The sequence below is a fragment of the Streptomyces sp. NPDC087906 genome (assembly GCF_055584925.1).
Genome location: NZ_JBVJLC010000002.1, coordinates 169,758 through 189,222, shown reverse-complemented (window position 1 = coordinate 189,222; position 19,465 = coordinate 169,758). Strand labels below are relative to the sequence as shown.

Sequence of the window (19,465 nt, the reverse complement as noted above, 5' to 3'; positions counted from 1 at the left end):
GGACTCCATGACCGTTTACGGATTCCACGCCTCACACGAACAGGTGCCCCCCGCCGACCTGTTGGCCGCCGTCGTCCACGCCGAGAACGCCGGCTTCACCGCCGCCATGTGCTCGGACCACTTCTCGCCCTGGAGCGTCCGGCAGGGCGAGTCGGGCTTCGCGTGGTCCTGGCTCGGCGCCGCCCTCCAGGCCACCGACCAGGTCCCGTTCGGCGTCGTCAACGCGCCCGGACAGCGCTACCACCCGGCGATCATCGCCCAGGCCATCGCCAGCCTCGCCGCCATGTACCCGGGCCGCTTCTGGGCCGCCCTCGGCAGCGGCGAGGCGTCCAACGAGCACATCACCGGCGGCGGCTGGCCCCGCAAGGACGTCCGCAACGCGCGGCTGCGCGAGTGCGTCGACGTCATCCGGGCGCTGCTGCGCGGCGAGGAGGTCAGCCACGACGGACTTGTGACCGTGGACCGGGCCCGGCTGTGGACCCGCCCCGACACCATGCCGCCGCTGATCGGCGCCGCGTGCAGCGAGGCCACGGCGCGCTGGTGCGCGGAGTGGGCCGACGGCCTGATCACCGTCAACGCGCCGCACGAGACGCTGCGCCGGATCGTCGACGCCTACCGCTCAGCCGGCGGCGCGGGACCGCTGCACCTGCAGGCCCATCTGAGCTGGGCACCCGACCTGGAGGCCGCCCGCGCCATCGCGCACGACCAGTGGCGTACCAACGTGCACGGCCCGCCGGTCAGTTGGGACCTCGACTCAGCGACGCTCTTCGACAGCGTCAGCGAGGACGTGTCGCACGAGCGGGTGGCCGAGTCGGTCAACGTATCGGCGGACCTCGGCCAGCACGCGGCCTGGCTCCAGGAGTACGCGGACCTCGGCTTCGACGCGGTCATGCTGCACCATGTCGGCCAGGAACAGGGCCCCTTCATCGACGCGTTCGGCGCCGACGTGCTGCCGCAACTGGACGTCACCCGCCCCAAGCCGTACTACGCGGAGAGTGCCCGATGAGGCTGACCAGGACATCCGACCTGTGGTGGAAGAACGCCGTCGTGTACTGCCTGGACGTGGAGACGTACCAGGACAGCAACGGCGACGGCACCGGGGACTTCGCCGGGCTGACCCAGCGGATCGACCATCTCGTACGCCTCGGCGTCACCTGTGTGTGGCTGATGCCCTTCTATCCGACCAGGGAGCGCGACGACGGCTACGACATCACCGACTTCTACGCCGTCGACCCGCGGCTCGGCACGCTCGGCGACTTCACCGAGTTCGTCCGCACCGCACGCGACCGGGGCATCCGGGTCATCGCCGACCTGGTCGTCAACCACACGTCCGACCACCATCCGTGGTTCCAGGACGCCCGCTCCAGCCGTACGTCCGAGCACCGCGACTGGTACGTCTGGGCCGACACCCCGCCCGAGGACGGCCCCAAGGGCGTCGTCTTCCCCGACGTCGAGAAGAGCGTCTGGGAGTACGACGAGGGCACCGAGCAGTACTACCTGCACCGCTTCTACAAGCAGCAGCCCGACCTGAACGTCGCCAACCCGGCGGTGCGCGACGAGATAGCCCGGATCATGGGCTTCTGGACGCAGCTCGGACTCTCCGGCTTCCGCGTCGACGCCGTCCCGTTCCTGCTGGAGACCGACGGCCAGGAGGACGCGGACCAACTGCCCGACCCGCACGAGTACCTCGCCGATCTGCGCGCCTTCCTCGGCCGCCGCAGCGGGGACGCGGTCCTGCTGGGCGAGGTCAATCTGCCCTATCCCGACACGGCGAAGTTCTTCGGCAGCCAGGAGTCGTCCCGCGGCGACGAGTTGACGATGTGCTTCGACTTCATCGGCATGCAGCGGATGTATCTGTCCATGGCGCGCGGCGAGGCGGCGCCGCTGGCCGCCGCCCTGCGGGAGCGCCCCGACGCGCCCCGCGACGCGCACTGGGCGACGTTCGTCCGCAACCACGACGAACTGACGCTCGACAAGCTCGACGACGACGAGCGCGCCGAGGTGTTCGCGGCCTTCGGCCCCGACAAGGACATGCAGCTCTACGACCGCGGCCTGCGCCGCAGGCTGCCGCCGATGGTCGAAGGCGACCGGCGCCGCGTGGAGTTGGCGTACAGCCTGCTCTTCACCCTGCCCGGCACCCCGGTCCTCTTCTACGGCGAGGAGATCGGCATGGGGGAGAACCTGGCGGCCGAGGGCCGGCAGGCCGTACGCACCCCGATGCAGTGGACCCCGGACAAGGGCGGCGGCTTCTCCACCGCTGACGCGGGACGCCTGCCCAACCCCGTGGTGGAGGGCGCGTTCGGGCCGAGGCGGGTCAACGCGCACGACCAGGCGCAGGACCCCGATTCGCCGCTCGGCCGGATGCGGACCCTGATCGAGCGCTACCGCGAGGCACCCGAACTGGCCTGGGGCGACTACGAAGTCCTCGACACCGACGACACCGGCGTACTGGCCCATGTCAGTTCACTGCCCGAAGGCGCGGTGCTGGCGCTGCACAACTTCTCCGACGGGCCGGTCACAGCGACCACAACGGTCCCCGGGCTGAAGGGCGGCCGGCTGCTCACCGACCTGTTCACCGCCGACACGGTCAAAGCGGCGGCGGGCGGCCAGGTGAGCGTGGACCTGGCACCGTACGGCTACCGCTGGCTGCGGGTGAACACCCCGCTGGACGACCCGGACCGGACGACCGCCGCCTGAGCGAGCGGCCACGCCGCTGAATTCGGTCGCTTCTCGTGGGGCGAGCCGTTACCTTCTGCCGGAGCGCGGTGACGTGCACGGCGCTCCGGCGAAGGGAAGCCGCCCGTGGAGACCGAGAGCCTGCGGACCGACCGGCTGGGCTTGCTGCTCGACCAGTTCGACAAGGCCAGGGAGATGGCCCAGGTGCGGCTGGCGGGCCTCGGCGACGAGGAGTTCCGGTGGGAACCGGCGGCCGGCGCCTGGTCGGTCCGGCGCCGGGAGGAGGCGCGGACACCGAGGGCCTTCGGCCCCGGCGCCTGGGTGCTGGACCTGGGCGCCCCCGACATCCCGGCGAACGAGTACGCGGAGGTCGCCCGGCAGGCGGCCGGCGGCATGACCGTCGCGAAGATCGCCGAGGACTGGAGCGTGAGCACGGAGCGGGTCGAGGAGGTCCTCGCCCACACCGGCCCGCTCCCCGCCGACGACGCGCCGGTCACGACCATCGCCTGGCGGCTGGCACATCTGCACTTCCACTTCGCCGGCGGCTGGGAGTGGACCTTCGGCGAACGGCGGCACGAGCCGAAGGAACTGGTCGACTTCACCCCCTCCGCCGCTCTGGCGGTCGACCGGTTCTGGGCGCTGACCGACCGCTGGCGCGAGAGCGTCGCCACCGTCACCGAGGAGCAACTGGACACGGTCGGCTTCTCCCAGTACCCGTACGGCTCCGACCCCGACGACCCGTTCGTGTCCGTACTCGCCGGGTCCAATCTCGAATTCATCCACCACATGGCCGAGATCGCGCTGCTCCGCGACTTGTGGCGGTCCGGCGCCGCAAGGCGTTATTGAAACTCCTCGCAAGCTCATCTACCCTTCTCGGTATGGCGAATCAAATAGCGGCAGGACCGGAAATCCTCGCCTATGTGCGGGAGTTCTCGCTCAGGGAAGACGAGGTTCTGCGCGAACTGCGCCAGATGACCGCGGAGCTGCCCGGTGGGGAAGCGATGCAGGTCATGGCCGAGGAGGGGCAGTTCCTCGCATTTCTGATAACGACCACCGGTGCCACGGACGTCCTGGAGATCGGTACATTCACGGGATACAGCACCCTGTGGATGGCTCGCGCTCTTCCGCCGCACGGAAAACTGGTCACCTGTGACATCGCCGACCGATGGCCGGAGATCGGTGCCGATTATTGGCGGCGTGCGGGTGTTTCCGAGCAGATCGATGTGCGCGTCGGTCCGGCCGTCGAAACTCTGGAGAAAATGCTCGCCGACGGTGGTGCGGATCGTTTCGGTCTCGTTTTCATCGATGCCGACAAAGCGAATTATCCGCAGTACTACGAGCTGGCTCTGCGGCTGGTGCGGCCGGGCGGTCTGGTGGTCGTGGACAACACGCTTTTCTTCGGCCGGGTCATCGATCCCCGCGCCGACGACGCGGACACCACCGGTGTCCGCGAGGTCAATGCCAGGATCCGGGACGACCAGCGGGTCGACATCTGCATGCTCCCGATGGCCGACGGCATCACGCTGGTCCGCCGGCGGTGAGATCCGGAGCGACGAGCCGGGCCGTCGTAGGGGCCGCCCGGCGCTCCGCGGCAAGGTGCAGCACCTGGACGTCGTCGCCGGGACTCCCCGGGACCGCGCCCCGGCACTCGCAGGGCTGCTCGTCGAAGCCGCCGAACCGGTAGGCGATCTCCATCATCCGGTTGCGCTCGGTGGCGCGGAAGTCCGCCAGCAGATGGACACCGGCCTGCCCCGCCTGGTCGACCAGCCAGTTCAGGATGATCGTCCCCGCGCCGTACGCCACCACGCGGCACGAGGTGGCGAGCAGCTTCAGATGCCAGGCTGACGGATGCTTCTCCAGCAGCAGCACCCCCACGGCGCCGTGCGATCCGAACCGGTCGGTGAGCGTCGTGACCAGCACCTCATGGCCGGGGTCGGCGAGCAGCGCGCGCAGCGCCTCGTCGGAGTAGTGCACCCCGGTCGCGTTCATCTGGCTGGTGCGCAGGGTCAGTTCCTCCACCCGCGACAGCTCGTCGTCGGTGGCCCGCCCGATGCGCATCTCCAACTCCAGCGAGCGGAGGAAGTCCTCGTCCGAGCCGGTGAACCGGGACTGCTCGTCCGTGCGCCGGAAGCCGGCCTGGTACATCTCGCGGCGCCGCCGCGAGTCGACGGTCACCGAGCGGGGGGTGAACTCGGGCAGGTCGAGCAGTGTCGCGGCGGCCTCCGCCGGGTAGCAGCGCACGTCCGGCAGATGGAAGGCGACCTCGGCCCGCTCGGCGGGCTGGTCGTCGATGAAGGCGACGGTGCCGGCGGCGAAGTCCAACCGCTCGGTGATCCGGCGTACGGCGTCCGACTTGCGTCCCCAGCCGATCTCCGCCACGACGAAGTACTCGGCGACGCCCAACTCCTCCAACTGGGCCCAGGCGAGGTCGTGGTCGTTGCGGCTGGACACCGACTGGAGGATGCCCCGCGCGTCGAGGCCGACGATCACCTCACGGATCTCCTCGGACAGGACGACCTTCCCGTCCTCCAGCAACGTGCCCTGCCAGAGCGTGTTGTCGAGGTCCCAGACCAGGCACTTCACGGTCACGGGCGGGACGACCGCCGCGGTGTCGCTCATGTTCGGCTCCTTGAACGGGGTCGGCGGGGTCACCGGCGGCCGAGCGCGTGCTCGGCCAAAACGAGCTGGCACATCTCGTTGCTGCCCTCGATGATTTCCATCAGCTTGGCGTCGCGGTACGCCCGCGCCACCACATGGCCGTCCTGCGCCCCGGCCGATGCCAGCACCTGGACGGCGGCGGCCGCGCCCCTGGCCGCGTGCCCGGCGCTGACGTACTTCGCCAGCACGGCCGAGGTGACCAGGTCGGCGTCGTTCTCGTCCCAGCAGCGGCTCGCGTGCTCGCAGGCCCGGGTGGAGACCTGCTCGGCGGTCCACAGGTCGGCCAGATGCCGGGCCACGAGCTGGTGCTGACCAAGTGTCTTGCCGAACTGCTCGCGCGTTCCGGCGTGTTCGACGGCCGCGGTCACACAGGCCCGCAGGATCCCGACACATCCCCAGGCGACGGAGAGCCGGCCGTACGCCAGCGCCGTCGTCACGAGCAGGGACAGCGGCTGCCGGCCGCCGCCCAGCAGACTGCTGAGCGGCAACCGCACGTCGGTCAGCCGGACTTCCGCATGCCCGGCCGCCCGGCAGCCCAGCGGATCGGCCACCCGCCGCACCTCGACCCCGGGCGCCGCGCTGTCCACGACCACCACCGCGCCGCCCTCGTCCATCCGGGCGACGACCAGGATGAGATCGGCGTAGTCGGCGGCGGTCACCCACTTCTTGCTGCCGTTGAGCAGCAGCGTGTCCCCTTCGACGGTGACGGTGGTCCCGATGGCCGACAGGTCGCTGCCCGCCTGGGACTCGCTGAAGGCCACGGCCGCCGTCTCGCCCGACACCAGCCGGGGCAGCAGCTCCGCCGCCTGCGCCGGGTCACCGAGCCGTTCGACGGTCCACGCGGCCATGCCCTGCGAGGTCATGACGCTCCGCAAGGAGCTGCACAGACTGCCGACATGGGCGGTGAACTCGCCGTTGTCCGCGCTGCTCCAGCCGGGGCCGCCGTACGCCGCGGGGATCTGGGCGGTGAGCTGCCCCGCGGCGCCGAACTTGCGCACCAGGTCCTCGGGCAGCCGGCCGGCCCGGTCCCAGCCGGCCGCCCGGTCACCGACCAGTTCGGTGACCGCCGAAGCGGCGGCGGCGACGCCGTCACGCACCGGGACCGCCGGGGGCGGGCTGCCTGAGCCGTTCGACCAGCGCGGCCATCCGCTGCACCGTGCGGAAGTTGTCCACCCGCAGATCGCCGCCGCGGATGGCGATGCCGTACGACTTCTCCAGATGCACCACCAGCTCCATGGCGAAGAGCGAGGACAGCCCACCCGTACCGAAGACATCGGCGTCGGTGGCCCAGCTCCTCCCCGTACGCTTCGCCAGGAAATCCAGCATTTCCTTCTCGACGGCTTCGGAGCCGCCGAAGGGCTCCGGCTCCGGCCGGTCGGATGGCGTGGTCATGCCTGTTCTCCTTCGTACTCGTACTCGTAGAAGCCGCGCCCGCTCTTGCGGCCGAGGTGGCCGGCCCGCACCATCTCCAGCAGCAGGTCGCAGGGGCGGCACCCTTCGTCGCCCGTCCTGCTGTGCAGCACCCACAGCGAGTCGACCAGGTTGTCGAGACCGATGAGGTCGGCGGTGCGCAGCGGGCCCGTCGGGTGGCCGAGGCAGCCCTGCATGAGCTGGTCGACCGACTCGGTGCTCGCGGTACCGGCCGCCACCACCCGTACCGCGTCGTTGATCATGGGGTGCAGCAGCCGGCTGGTGACGAAACCCGGTGCGTCGTCGACCACGATCGGCTGCCGGCCCAGCGAGGCGAGCAGCGCCCGCAGCGCGTCCAGCGTCGCCGCCCCCGTCTGAGGACCCCGGATGACCTCGACCGTCCGGATCAGATACGGCGGATTCATGAAGTGCGTACCGACCAGATCGGCCGGCCGCGCCGTCGCCAGGGCCAGCTCGGCGATCGGGATCGCCGAGGTGTTCGAGATGATCGGGGTGCCCGGCGCGACCAGCCCCGACACGTCGGCGAGGACCTTCGCCTTGGCGTCGGCGTCCTCGGTGACCGCCTCGATCACCGCGACGGGGGCGCTGTCGCCCGCCGGCAGGTCGGCGAGCGACAGACCGGTGACGAGCGCGCCCGGGACCGCTTCCTCGGGCAGCGCGCCCATCAGCCGCGCCGTCCGCACCTGGTGGTCGATCTTCGCCGGAGCCTCGTCGAGCCGGCGCCGGTCCAGGTCGACCAGCGACACCGCGATCCCGTGCCCGATCGCCAGCGCGGCGATCCCCGAGCCCATCACTCCCGCTCCGAGCACCACAAGTCGTGGCCCGGCACCCGGCGTACCGTTCTCCGCTGCCATGTCGCTCTCTTTCCGTCCCGGAAGCTCGCCGGCCTCCGGGGCACGTGGGACGCCGGTGGTCACTCCTCCGAACTGACCCCGGTCCGCCGGGGCCGCGGTGGTACGAGATCGTCCGCGGGGTCCGTGTAGAACTGCTGCGCCCACTGCCGGTAGCGGCCGATGGGCCCGTCGCCCTTGGCGAGCTTCGGGTGCTCGACATGCTCCTGGTGGTGCCACATCAGCAGGTCGGCGCCGGTGTCCATGCTCCCCACCCGCTGCAGGACGCTGCTGAGCAGCCGGGAGGTCGGCAGGGTCACCCTGCGGCCCACCGCACCGGGCACCCGGGGGATGTCGGCCAGCTCCAGCTTCGTACCGAACCTGAGCTGGATGCGGCCAGGACCTGTGGGGGTCGCGTGGAGCATCACGTACATGGTGCCGAGCCCCGCGGGCAGCACCGTGCGCGCAGCGATGCTGGCCAGTCCGATCACCGTGAGCGTGTACGACTGGTTGAAGCCGCGCACCATGGTGCCCCGGGCGGTCGCCGTGACCGTGCTGGTCTGCTCGCCCGCCACCGGATTGCCGCCGATGTCGAGGCCCGTCAGACCGTGCAGCGCCGGCAGATGCCCCCAGTCGAAGGCGTTCTCCATGACGTCCTGCGGGTGGCCCGCGATGTCGAACGTGTTGTGGCTGAACGGCTGCCGGTCGTCCATGGGGAAGGCCGGCACCTCCCACTGCGGGGGCAGGCCGAGGGCGTGCCGCCACACATAGACCGAGCCGTTGGCCTCGCACACCGGGTACTGCGTCAGCGACGCCTTCGGCGGCGGCTGGTCGTAGGCCGTACGCACACAGGTGCCGGACGGGTCGAAGGCGAACCGGTGGAAGGGGCAGACGATGTCCTCGCCCTCGACCGATCCGCCGACCCCGAGATGCGCGCCCAGATGCGGGCACTGCGGCCGGACGGCCCGCAGTACGCCCTTGGACGTGCGGTAGAGGACGACCTCCGCGCCCGCGAGCGGGCGGGTGGTGACGGTTCCGGGCCGCACTTCGGAGCTGAAGGCCAGACAGAACCACCCGTTCGGGTAGGGGAGGGAGGAAGCGCGCAGACTGTCGGCCGGGGCCGCGGTGGGCAGGCTCACCTCCCTGTTCGTGAGGAGGTGCTTCACCAGAGGCTTCAGGTGAGGCTTCACGGCATCACTCCTAGTGCTTCACCGGGCAGGTGCCGGCGCCCGGCTGTGTGGACGACTGGACAGGGGTGGCCAGCGGTGCGGCCGTGTGCGCCTCGGCGTCGTTGCCGCCGCCGGTCCGCCGCTCGCTGAGCCGCATGCGTACCCCGCGCGAACTGAGGCTGGTCTCCACCTTGGGCTTGAACGGCTGCTCGCCGACGGGGGACAGCTCCCAGCGGGAGACGACGGCGGTGAGGGCCAGGATCGCCTCGGTGAGGGCGAACTGGTCCCCGATGCATTTGCGCGCCCCGGCGCCGAACGGGATGTAGGTGGCCCGGTCGGGCTGCCCTTCGAGCCAGCGGTCCGGGTCGAACGTGTCGGGATCGGTGTACAGATCGGGCCTGCGGTGCAGCAGGTACGGGCTGAGCACGATGGTGCTGCCGCCCTTGAGCCGCACCCCGCCCAGCTCGGTGTCCGACCGGACGGCGCGGGTCATCATCCAGGCGGGCGGATACAGCCGCAGCGTCTCGGTCACCACCCGGCCGGCCAGGCCGAGCGCGGGCAGATGCGCGGCGTCGAGCTTCCCGCCGGCCAGGACCTCGTCGCTCTCGGCCTGGAGCCGGCGCTGGATGTCCGGGTGCGTGGACACCAGGTGCAGGGCCCAGGCCAGGGTGATGGCCGTGGTCTCCATCCCGCCGAGGAAGAACGTGAGGGCCTCGTCGGCGAGTTCGGCGTCGCTGAGCTGCTTCTGGCCGTCCTGGCTCTCCTCGTCGACCGCGGCGACCAGGGTGGAGAGCAGGTCGGCGTGGTCGGTCGGATCGGCGCGCCGCTCGGCGATGATCTCCGCGATGGTGGCGGCCAGCCGGTTGGTGGCGTTCTCGTACTGGCGCTTGCGTGGCGTCGGCACCCGGCGCAGCAGCGCCGGGGTCATCATCCGGCGGAAGAACGCGGTCACGATGGTCGCGGTGTCGGCCAGCGCCCGCCGCATGGTCTCTTCCGGCAGTGCGCCGCTGAACATCGTCTCCATGGTGGCGCGGGTGGTCAGCGTCATCATTTCCTGGGTGACGTCGAGGACGTCGCCGTCGTGCCAGGAGTCGGCCTTCAGCGTCGCCGCGCGGGCGAACACCGCGCCGTACCCGGGGAGCCGGGTGGGGTGGAACGACGGCTGGCACAGCCGCCGTTGGCGCCGGTGCAGGGGGTACGCGCAGGTGGACAGGCCGTCGCCGATGACCTCGCGGATCCGGTCGTAGATCGGGCCGCCCTTGTCGAAGACGCGGTCGTTGAGGAACACCTGCCGGGTCAGGTCGGGGTCGCAGATCATCATGGCGGTGCTCGGGCCCAGCCGGACGCGGACCATCTTGCGGTAGCCGGACAGGGACATGATGAACGCCAGTGGGTCGCGGAGCAGCGGCAGCGCGTGCCCCAGCAGCGGCAGCGCCCCCGGCGCCAGCGGAACCGACGCGGCGGTCGCCGTGGTGGTGGTGTCGGTCATGAACGACTTCCTTCTGTGGGTGAGTGGCCGGCGGATCCGGCGGCGGGTACGGGTACGGCGGCGACGGGGTCGCGGGTGATTTCGAGCAGCGCCGTGGTCCAGCGGAAGCCGACCCCGAAACTCACGACGAGGACGCGTTCGCCGGCCCGCAGGGTGCCGGAGCGGAACATCCGGTCGAGGGCGAGCAGGTTGTCGCTCGGCCCCGCGTGGCCGAGGTGCCTGCCGAAGATCCAACTGGTGTCGTCGCAGCGGCGGCCGAGCGGTGAACCGGTCAGCAGCAGATCGAGCACGGCCGAGCCGATCGCGATGGCCGCGACGTGCGAGACGTCCCGCGCTTTCACCCCGGTCTCGTCGAGAACGGTCTGGATGCAGCGGTGGGTTGCCCGCTGCATCACCTCGATGTGGGGCATGAACCCGGTGTCCTCGACGATGAACTGCCGCTCACCACCACCGGCGTGGTAACCCTTCCTGGTCCGGGTCAGCACCTCCAGTTGCGGCTCCGTGGCGTGCGCGGTCGCCAGCAGCCGGGCGAAGCCCGTCCCCCGGGTGACCACGGCCGCCGCGCCGGCGTCACCGGCCACGTACCCCATCTCCCGTACATGGCCCCACCGTTGGTCGGAGAAGCGGGCACCAGCCGTGACCAGCGCGGCTTTCGCGGCCGGCCGGGCGGTGAGATGTTCGGCCGCGGCGACGAGTCCGGCGACCCCGCCGTCACTGGCGGCGCCCAACTCGATCCCGGCGGTGTCCTTTCCGCCGAGCACCCGCAGGATGTACGGCGCCGGCGTGAAGTGGTCCTCGTCCTGGAAGTTGGCGTGCACGAGCAGACTCAGGTCGGCACTGGCGACGTTCGCGTGGCGCAGCGCCTTGAGCCCGGCCCTGACCGCCATCTGCGTCGGCGTGTGGTCCCTCGAGACGGCGGCCGACGTGAAGCCGTTGAGCCCCGCCACGGAAGGCTGTTCGGTGACCGGTCCGCCCCACGGCCCGTGCTCGGGCTTGATGGGAGGGATCCACGCACCGGTCCCTGCGATCGTGATGTCCTGCCACAACACTGCTGTCTCCTCGGCTGTCAGCGGGTCACGAGAGGTGCGTCTGCGGAACGCGGGCGCGCGGCCTGACCAGCTCTCCGCTGTGGTCCAGGGGGTGTGCGGCGACCCCGGCGATCCGGGCCAGCACCCGGCCGCCACCGGTCACCGCGGTCAGGTCCCCGGTGTCGAAGTCGCAGTGCAGCCGGATGTCCGGGTTCTCCGCGCTGAGCCCGCAGTCGTTGCCAGGACCGCCGAGATCGACCTCGTCGAGGCCGGCCATCGGGCCGACCAGCGGCGGTTGGTCGCCGCGCGGCGGCAGCAGCAGCAGATGCACCATCGCGTCCAGCAGGATCGCCGGCACGGTCATCCCCGCCAGCGCCGGAGCCCAAGTGGCGTGGTCCAGAGCCCACTTGGCGCTGTTCCCGGTCCGTCCGCGCGTGTAGTCACCGGTACCCGCGAACGGGCCGGTGAGCGAGATCGGCGGATCGGGGGAGTAGACCGGCGGCGCGAAATCGGGTTCGGGTTCGTACGACGAGGTGTCGGGCGGTCCCGCGAGCGCGGGATAGCCCTGCGCCAGCAGCACCTTCGTCTCGCACAGCAGGTCGTTGAAGCGCAGCACCTTGCCGTTCTTGCCGATCCGGTGCGCCGTCATCCGGACGGCCACCTCGGTGCGGTCGCGCTCGCGGCCCGTGACCCGCGCCTCGACCGCCACCGTGCGCAGCGGCCCGGCGAGTCTGACCGTGATCGACGTCCGGCAGACGAGATCGCGGAACCCGGTGACCACCAGGCCGGGGCAGAGCGCCGAGGCAGCGGCCGCCGCCGCTTCGAGCGTGAACGTACCGGCCAGCGTGTACTCGCCGTTGACCCGGTGATGGCGCATCCAGCGCCCGTCCCGCTCGGCCAGGGTGCTCGGGTCCCAGGTCTTGGTGAACACCGCCCAGTCCTTGCCGCGGTGCAGGACACCGTCGAGCAGCGGACTGGCCAGCGACGGGTCCGGCGCCGCGGGCGCGGGCGCGTCCGGCGCGGGGACCTGCGGTTCGCCGGCGGAACCGTACGTGCTGATACCGCGCCGGGCCAGCAGGACGCGCTCCTCCTCCCGGATGAAGAACGAGACCCCGCCGGCCGGCGGACCGGTCACGGTGGAGAGGAACTGCGCGCAGCCCTGCGCGGTGCTGATGTAGGCGTCCATCTTGTTGCGTTCGAGCGTCTCCCGCATGGTGGCGCTGCTGGCGACGCCGACCTCCCGCCAGCCGCTCCAGAGGACGGAGAACTCCTGATGCCCTGCGGGGCCGTGCCGCTGGGCACTCGCGCCCGCGTAGGCGAGGTACTCGTTGACGGCGCAGTAGTCGATGTCGCCGGGCGCGGGAGCGAGCGTCGCCAGGGTGCTGAAGTTGCACCAGATCCGCGGCAGCCGCCCCGCCAGGGCCCGTTTGAGGTTCCGGTAGCCGATCGCCTTGGTGGCCCTGACCGCCCGGAAGTCGGTGAGGGTCTTGGCGTGCAGCGCGCGCGAACGCAGGTCCAGGACGGTGTTGATGAGCAGGTCGATCCGACCGTGCCGGTCCAGCACCTCGTCGAGGACGGCGGTGGTGCGCTCGGCGTCGAGGATGTCGCACACGCGGTGGTGGACCCGGTCCTCGCCGCACAGTTCCGTCAGCCGCCGTACCGTACGGCGCACCTCCAGCCGGCCCTGGGCCTTCTCGTACGCGGCCCGCAGCTCACCCACCGAGGCGCCGGGGCGGTTGCGGCGCTCCGACGCGATGAACTCCGCCTGGGGCGGCAGCGGTTCGTCGGTCTCCGGCAGCGGGGTGCGGCCGATGACGTACACGTACGGGCGGTCGCTGGTGCGGGCCACCGCGTGCAGCAGCTCGGGCGTGATGCCCCGGGCGCCGCCGAAGGCGACCACGACGGCGCCGGGCGGCAGCGAGCCGGCCCCCGCCGGGGGCGGCGCCGCGTGGTCGTCGGTGACGGCCAGGGTGAGCCAGTCGTCCCCGCGGCAGACCAGCGTATGGGTCGGCACCTGCGCGGTGCCGGCCCGCGCCAGTTGGTCCAGGGCGGTCGCCATGTCAGGGGCGTCGCTGAGCAGGGTCACTCCGCCGCACTGCGGGACCTCGGCCCTGACGGAGCGGACGAGCCCGGTGAACAGCCCGCTGAGCGGGGGCGGCAGGTCGTCGGGTACCGCGCCGAGCAGCAGGACGCCGAGCGAGCCGCCGGAGCGGAGCGCGGGCAGAGCCGCCTGGAGCGTGGTGAACGCGAGGTCCTGAAGGTCCTCCATCCGCCCGGCCTCGGCGTCGTCGTACGCGTCGATCCCGTCCGGCAGCCGGGACAGGACCCGGATGTGGCGCGGGATGAACGGCAGACCGGCCAGGGCGCCCGGCGCCTCCTCGGGCGGTACGTGGGTGACGCTTCCGGTGCCGGCGCGCGGCGACCAGACGGCGATGTCCGGGCCCGCGGCGGCCTCGGCGAGGTCCGGGGCGTCGGTGATGACGACGGTGCCCGGCGGGATCGGCGGCGTGGCCGAGGCGTTGCGGGGCGGGGCCGTCGGGACGAGCTGGAAGGTCTGGCGGCGGCCGGTGAACTCCTCGGTGTGTTCCGGTGGCCCGGCCGGGTCGGGCGCGGTGGCCGGGGCGGTACCGTCCGAAGCCGTACGGGGCGGCTCGGCGTGAGCGGCTCCGTCCGCCTCGGCGGGGTCGCCCTGACGCGGTCCGGCCGGCCGGGTGAACCGGATCAGCGGTGATCCGGACACGGTGGGCGCCACGACGGTGTCCGTTGCGGTGGACACGGCCTTGAGTACGGCCAGCATGGCGTCCAGCGACAGATAGGTGCGACCGGAGTCGGCCAGCGCCGAAAGGGCGTGCGCGGGCGTGGCCGGGTGCCCGGCGTCCGCAGCGTCCACGGCGGTGGAGAGCGCGCCCAGGACGGGCAGATTGTGCTCCAGCGCGGTGGAGAGCCGGGTGACCGCCATGACGGCGGCGCCTTCCGCGATGGACCTGCCCTCCGGCACCAGATCCTCCAGGTGCAGGTCCCAGCCGCTGATCGGCCGCTGGCACACGGCACCGACGATGGCGAGGTCGCAGGCCCGGTGCCGGAGCTGGCGCAGCGCCAGGTCGAGCGCGGTGTGGGTGGAGTCCCGCTGGGCGTACACGCTGGTGCCCAGGCCTTGGAAGTCGTAGTAGTTGGCGGCGCGGCCCGACAGGATGCAGGAGACCGCGCCGGTGAAGTCGTCCTCGTTCAGATCGCCGGGAATCACCCCCTTGGCCTCCGCCATGCCCTTCGCCAGATAGTCCTTGAGCGTCTGCGCCTGCGCCGGGTCGGGCAGGATGTCGAACGTCGTGGCGCACTCACCGGCATGCACCCGCAGGGCTGCCCGGGTGTTGTGCGTGGTCGGGAGCGTCGCCCCCACCACGATGGCCGTGGACGGCCGCAGGCTGAGGCCCGGCTCGCCGAGCTGCTCAAGCAGCGGGCCGACGGCCTGGAGCATCATCAGGTGGGCGGGGTCCATATGACGCATCGTCAGCGGTGGGATACGCACCTGGCGCGGCGAAGGCAGCGGGTACGGCATCCCGAAGTCGGCCTCCGGCAGCGGGCCTTCACCCCGCAGCCAGGCCGGCACCTGCGCGGTGTCCAGTCCCGGCAGATGGGTGTTCCAGCCCACGACGACCAGTTCCTCGGTGTCCGTGGAAGCGTCGACGCCCGGCCGCAGCGCGGGAATTGACTGCGACACGCGGTCGGACAGGACCACATGCGCGTCGGCGCCGCCGAGACCGAACGACGACACGCCGACCACACGGGGCCGTGCGTCGTCGGACGGCCAGGGCGCGTCCTTGACCGGTACGGTCAGCCGCGCCCCGTCCTCCAGCAGCGGATGCGGATCGGTGACCACGGGCTGGCCGGGGACGGCGCCGCGTTCGAGCGCGACCAGCGCGTGCGCGACCGAGACCAGCCCCGCCAGCACCCCGGTGTGCCCGAAGACCTGCTTGTTCGACGTCAGCAGGCACGCCCGCTCGCGCGGCCCCAACTTCGAGAGCAGCGAGCGCAGTTCGATCTCGTCGCCGACCGGTGTGCCGGTGCCGTGCGCCACCACCCAGTCCACGTCGTCGGCCTCGACGCCCGCGTCGGCCCAGGCCCGGGAGATCGCCATCTCCTGCCCGCGCGTGGCGGGGGCGTGAATGCCCTTGCCGCGCCCGTCGGCGGCGAGACCGGTGCCCCGGACGACCCCGAGCACCCGGTCGCCGTCCGCCACGGCCCGTGCGTACGACTTCAGCGCGAGGACGATGGAGCCCTCACCGATGAGGGTGCCGTCGGCCGCCTGGTCGAAGGGGCGGACCTTGCCGCTCATCGAGATGCCCTGGGCCCGGCAGAAGAGCGTGAACCCGATCGGCTCGATCACCGACGTGCCGCCGGCCAGCGCCACGTCGCAGGAGCCCTCGCGCAGCGCCTTGACGGCCGCGTCGATGGCGAACAGCCCGCTCGCGCAGGCCGCGTCGAGAGTCAGGTGCTGCGACTCGTCGGGGACGAGCCCGCGCAGCGCGTTGCGGGAGACGGACGCGGGCAGATAGGCCTGCGGGTCCCCGCCGTCGCCGCCGTAGTGCGCGGTGATCGCGTGGTCGGCCAACTCGGCCAGCCAGTCGCCTTCCTGGTCGGCGGGCAGCGCCTCGCGCATCATGCGCCGGTACTCGTCGCCCAGGATGACGCCCTGCGAGCCGAGTCCCGTCTGGTCGTGGATACCGGTGGTCGCGGCGAGCCAGCGGTCGTCCGGGCGCCGGTGCACCCCTTCCAGGGCCTGGACGGCGCAGTGCCGCAGCCAGCGAGTGGTGCGCGGCCAGCCGGGGTGTCCCGCGTTGCCGTCCGGTTCGGCGATCGAGGCGGGGTCGGGGACGAAGTCGTGGAGATATCCGGCCTCGCGGACGTAGAAGGCGTCGGTGTCCTGCCGGGTGGGCGCCCAGAAGTGCTTCAGGTCGAAGGCGGACGGCTCGCTGGAGAGCAGGACGCCCTCGCGCAGCCGGTCCCAGAACTCCGACGTGTTGTTCGCGCCGGGCAGGGCGACACCGAGGCCGACGACGGCGACGGCTCCGGGGTCGGTCTCCGGCGCCGGGGACGCAACGGGGGCGGGCGCGGGGGCCGGTGCGGATACGGGCGCGGGCGGAGGTGTGGGCGCCGGCGCCGGTGCGGATACGGCGGCGGGCACGGGCACGGGCGCGGGTGCGGACACGGGGGCGGGCGCGGGTCGGCTCGCCTCGGCCGGTACCGCTACCGGGGCCGTCACCGCGGCAGCCGCAGTTGGGACTGCCGCCGCTACCGTCGGTGCTGCCGCTGCCGCTGCCGCTGCCGCCGGAACCGGCTCCGGCCGGCGCTTGGCCGGTTTGCTCACCTGGTCCGCCAGCCTGCTGTGCAATCGCATGCCCTGCATCCCGCCGATGCTGATGCCGCCGTCGGCGACGATGGTCTCCCCGGTGATGAAGGCGGTGTCCTCGTGCAGGAGATGGACGATCAACTTGGCGGCTTCCGGCGTCGAGAGCGCGCGGCTCATCAGCTCGCTCTCGGCCGAGCCGCCCGGCGTCGCCGCCGGCGCGCCGAGGTTGACCAGGATCTCGCTGGCGACGGAGCCGAGCAGCACGGTGTTCACCCGCACGCCCTGGCCGACCAGTTCGAGCGCCAGATAGCGGACCAGGGACTCCAGCGCCGCCTTCGTGACACCACCGGGGCCGTACCCCGGCACCGGCTGGCGGGCCCCGACGCTGGACAGGCAGAGGATGGTCGCGCCGTCCCGGCCCGCCATCAGCTCGGCCGCCCGGCGGGAACAGTGGTACGCCCCCATCACATTGGTGGACCACGCCCGCTGCCAGTAGGTGTCGTCGATGTCGAACAGTGGCAGGAAGGCCCCGCCCGCCGCGTTGTTGATCAGGATGTCCAGACCGCCGTGCCGCTCGGCGACCAGGTCGAACATCCGGTCGACCTCGCTGGTCTTGGCCACGGAGGCGCGGATGAACTCGCAGCTATGACCGGCCGCTTCCAGCTCCGCCTGGAGCGATGTGGCCTGCTCGACCGAGTGGAAGTAGTTGACGATCACATGGGCGCCGCGCTCGGCCAAGCAGCGCACGATGTCCGCGCCGAGGCTCTTCGCGGCACCGGTCACGAGTGCGACCTTGCCCCGTAGATTCTCCGTGGAGCTCATCGGGCGGCAGCCTCCGCCCGGCCCTCTACGACGGCGTCCGCGATCCGGCGCAGGGTGCCCATGGTCAGCAGGGCGGAGTTCGCCCGCAGACCGGGCAGGTCGAACCGGTCGGACACCCGGCCGAGCAGGGCCACCTGCTTCAGCGACTCCACACCCAGCTCGGACTCCAGGCCGTCGTCCTCACCGAGCAGGTCCGGCGGGTAGCCGAGGAAGTCGCCGTAGAGCGACCGCAGTTCCGCCAGCACCGTTTCGTAGTCGAGCCCGGCGGAGGGCGGTGAGGCGACGGGAGCGACGGCGACGGGGGCGACGGCGACGGGGGCGGCCACGACCGGAGCGGCGGGAGCCGCCGGGGCCGGCGCGGCCACCGGAGCGGCCGGGGGAGCCGGCGCCACAGGTGCTGCGGGGGCAGCGACCGAAACAGGAGCAGCGACGGTGACAGGGGCCACGTCGGACACCGGCGCCACGTACGACACCGGGGCCGCGGGCGCGGTGGCCGGGATCAGCACATCGGCCACGGGGAGCGTCGCGACCGCTCCGGCCGGCGCGGTCTCACGCACCGGTACGACGGGACCGCGCCCGTTGCTCGACGGTGCCGCTGGGCGCGTGCGGAACGGGCCCATCTCGGCGGAATCGGCGACCAGCGCCCGTACGGCTTCGACCGGGTCGCTCTCGCTCAGCGGTACGACACATCGCACGCCCGGGACCGACCCCTCGACGAACTTCGTCACGACGGGCCACTCACCGCACTCGACGAAGACGTCGGCGCCCGCCGCGTGCAGCTCACGGATCGTCTGCAGCATCCGGACCCGGGCGGTGAGTGCGCCGGCGACCAGGTCGACCGGGTCGTCGTCACCGATGTCCCGACCCAGCCAGGGCGAGCACACGCGCCAGCGCCCGGCCCCGTACGGAACCCGTGGCGCGGTCTCCCGCAGGTCCCGCGCGGCCTGCGCCATCGCCGGCGTGTGGGTCGGATGCGGGACGTCAAGTCGCAGACTTGGCCAGTCCAGCGCCTGCGCCACCCGCTCCACGTGCTCGATCAGCGCCTCGGGGCCGCTGATGACGCTCTGCCGGGGGGCGTTCTCGCAGGCGAGTACCAGATGGGGATGGTTGATCAGCCCGGCGAGCGACTCGGCCCTGCGGCCGTCCACGCCGACGGCGAGCATCTTCCCTTCCCAGCTCTGCCGGGTCAGCACCTGGGACCGGGCCACGGCCAGCCGCGCCGCGTCCTCGACGGACAGATGCCCGGCGGCGGCGAGGGCCCACAGCTCCCCGATGCTCTGCCCGACGATCGCCACGGGCTTGGCGCCCTCGGCGATCAGCATGTGGTGCGTCGCGATACTGACCGCGAATATCTCCAGATATTGCACCTCCGGGCCGCGCCTGTCGCTTGTCCCGTTCTGTTCGATCAGCCGTTCGCTGATGTTCGGCAGCCCCATTTCCTGGGCCGCCTTGTCGATGCGGGCCAGCGCTTCACGTACGGTCTCGTAACGGTTGTGCAAATCGCGCAGAATTCCTCCGCGCGGGGCAGCCACCGTACCGGGCATGACAAAGACAGAATCCACCACGTGCATCAGCCTCATCTCGTCCCGACTGCCGGCGTTTATCGCATCGGCTCGACCGGGGGCCTGAAACGCCGCGACAGTGCGACGAAATCAACGACATACGTCCACTTGCTGCGCTTTACGGGGCGGCGAGTCAGGGGAAATTCGACCCTGACCGCACATCGTTGGTTGCCATTCCCGTACCTGCGTGACCCTGAATAGGATTTTTCTTCGCCGAACGGGTTGCTATTCAAGGTAGCTGTGCATCTTTCGGAGGGTCAACGATCTCAGGGTCCCAGTTTCAGCCGTACTCGGGCCGCGCCGAACACTGGTGAAGTACATGGTTCCGGATGGCCTATGCGGTCTTGCTGCTCGGCGAGCACCCGTGTTAGCCGCAGCGGGTCACTTGTGGCATTAATCGCCGCCATGTCGGTTTTGTTGCCGGGTACATGCAGTGCCTGGGGAAGATCCGTC

13 protein-coding genes are annotated in these 19,465 nt (G+C 71.6%); 4 read left to right on the top strand and 9 right to left on the bottom strand.

The window, feature by feature from the left end; genetic code table 11:
- Positions 1-7: 7 nt before the first annotated feature.
- The 4 genes from ACZ63I_RS06140 (at position 8) to ACZ63I_RS06125 (ending at position 4,217) form a co-directional block, all read left to right on the top strand.
- Positions 8-1,006 carry a TIGR03885 family FMN-dependent LLM class oxidoreductase gene (locus ACZ63I_RS06140; protein WP_469335846.1) on the top strand — a complete coding sequence of 333 codons (999 nt, stop codon included), beginning with the start codon at positions 8-10 and terminating at the stop codon, positions 1,004-1,006.
- A complete protein-coding gene (locus ACZ63I_RS06135; RefSeq protein ID WP_469335844.1) occupies positions 1,003-2,697 on the top strand; it encodes an alpha-amylase family protein in 1,695 nt (564 codons plus the stop codon). Before ACZ63I_RS06140 ends, ACZ63I_RS06135 begins: the two co-directional genes overlap by 4 nt.
- A 105-nt stretch (positions 2,698-2,802) precedes the next feature.
- Positions 2,803-3,522: a DinB family protein gene (locus ACZ63I_RS06130; RefSeq protein ID WP_469335843.1), complete on the top strand. Its 720-nt coding sequence runs from the start codon at positions 2,803-2,805 to the stop codon at positions 3,520-3,522.
- A gap of 32 nt (positions 3,523-3,554) precedes the next feature.
- A complete protein-coding gene (locus ACZ63I_RS06125; protein WP_469335841.1) occupies positions 3,555-4,217 on the top strand; it encodes an O-methyltransferase in 663 nt (220 codons plus the stop codon).
- Here ACZ63I_RS06125 and ACZ63I_RS06120 read toward each other — a convergent pair.
- The 9 genes from ACZ63I_RS06120 to ACZ63I_RS06080 are packed head-to-tail and all read right to left on the bottom strand — an operon-like array spanning position 4,195 to position 18,994.
- Positions 4,195-5,295 (bottom strand): HAD-IIIC family phosphatase, encoded by a 1,101-nt coding sequence (locus ACZ63I_RS06120; RefSeq protein WP_469335840.1) that lies wholly within the window; start codon positions 5,293-5,295, stop codon positions 4,195-4,197. The two genes, ACZ63I_RS06125 and ACZ63I_RS06120, sit on opposite strands and share 23 nt — an antisense overlap.
- A gap of 29 nt (positions 5,296-5,324) precedes the next feature.
- Entirely contained in the window at positions 5,325-6,431 is a 1,107-nt protein-coding gene (locus tag ACZ63I_RS06115; RefSeq protein WP_469335838.1) for an acyl-CoA dehydrogenase family protein, read from the bottom strand.
- Positions 6,424-6,726, bottom strand: a complete 303-nt coding sequence (locus ACZ63I_RS06110; protein WP_469335836.1) for an acyl carrier protein — start codon at positions 6,724-6,726, stop codon at positions 6,424-6,426. The genes ACZ63I_RS06115 and ACZ63I_RS06110 overlap by 8 nt, the downstream gene beginning before the upstream one ends.
- On the bottom strand, positions 6,723-7,619 hold the full coding sequence (locus ACZ63I_RS06105) for a 3-hydroxyacyl-CoA dehydrogenase family protein (RefSeq protein WP_469335834.1): 897 nt from the start codon (positions 7,617-7,619) through the stop codon (positions 6,723-6,725). The genes ACZ63I_RS06110 and ACZ63I_RS06105 overlap by 4 nt, the downstream gene beginning before the upstream one ends.
- A 59-nt stretch (positions 7,620-7,678) precedes the next feature.
- Positions 7,679-8,785: a Rieske 2Fe-2S domain-containing protein gene (locus tag ACZ63I_RS06100; protein WP_469335832.1), complete on the bottom strand. Its 1,107-nt coding sequence runs from the start codon at positions 8,783-8,785 to the stop codon at positions 7,679-7,681.
- Positions 8,786-8,795: 10 nt separating this feature from the next.
- Positions 8,796-10,253, bottom strand: coding sequence for a cytochrome P450 (locus ACZ63I_RS06095; RefSeq protein ID WP_469335830.1), 1,458 nt, complete (start codon positions 10,251-10,253; stop codon positions 8,796-8,798).
- The gene (locus ACZ63I_RS06090; protein ID WP_469335828.1) at positions 10,250-11,302 is read right to left on the bottom strand and encodes a 3-oxoacyl-[acyl-carrier-protein] synthase III C-terminal domain-containing protein; all 1,053 of its coding nucleotides are present in this window, start codon (positions 11,300-11,302) and stop codon (positions 10,250-10,252) included. The genes ACZ63I_RS06095 and ACZ63I_RS06090 overlap by 4 nt, the downstream gene beginning before the upstream one ends.
- A gap of 25 nt (positions 11,303-11,327) precedes the next feature.
- A complete protein-coding gene (locus tag ACZ63I_RS06085; RefSeq protein ID WP_469335826.1) occupies positions 11,328-17,450 on the bottom strand; it encodes an SDR family oxidoreductase in 6,123 nt (2,040 codons plus the stop codon).
- Entirely contained in the window at positions 17,447-18,994 is a 1,548-nt protein-coding gene (locus ACZ63I_RS06080) for an acyltransferase domain-containing protein (RefSeq protein WP_469335825.1), read from the bottom strand. Before ACZ63I_RS06080 ends, ACZ63I_RS06085 begins: the two co-directional genes overlap by 4 nt.
- Positions 18,995-19,465: the final 471 nt, after the last annotated feature.

Coding starts and splice junctions, on each gene's coding strand:
- ACZ63I_RS06120 (WP_469335840.1), bottom strand. CDS start 5,295: ATGAGCGACACCGCGGCGGTCGTCCCGCCCGTGACCGTGAAGTGCCTG.
- ACZ63I_RS06085 (WP_469335826.1), bottom strand. CDS start 17,450: ATGAGCTCCACGGAGAATCTACGGGGCAAGGTCGCACTCGTGACCGGT.
- ACZ63I_RS06080 (WP_469335825.1), bottom strand. CDS start 18,994: ATGCCCGGTACGGTGGCTGCCCCGCGCGGAGGAATTCTGCGCGATTTG.
- ACZ63I_RS06125 (WP_469335841.1), top strand. CDS start 3,555: ATGGCGAATCAAATAGCGGCAGGACCGGAAATCCTCGCCTATGTGCGG.
- ACZ63I_RS06095 (WP_469335830.1), bottom strand. CDS start 10,253: ATGACCGACACCACCACCACGGCGACCGCCGCGTCGGTTCCGCTGGCG.
- ACZ63I_RS06135 (WP_469335844.1), top strand. CDS start 1,003: ATGAGGCTGACCAGGACATCCGACCTGTGGTGGAAGAACGCCGTCGTG.
- ACZ63I_RS06110 (WP_469335836.1), bottom strand. CDS start 6,726: ATGACCACGCCATCCGACCGGCCGGAGCCGGAGCCCTTCGGCGGCTCC.
- ACZ63I_RS06140 (WP_469335846.1), top strand. CDS start 8: ATGACCGTTTACGGATTCCACGCCTCACACGAACAGGTGCCCCCCGCC.
- ACZ63I_RS06105 (WP_469335834.1), bottom strand. CDS start 7,619: ATGGCAGCGGAGAACGGTACGCCGGGTGCCGGGCCACGACTTGTGGTG.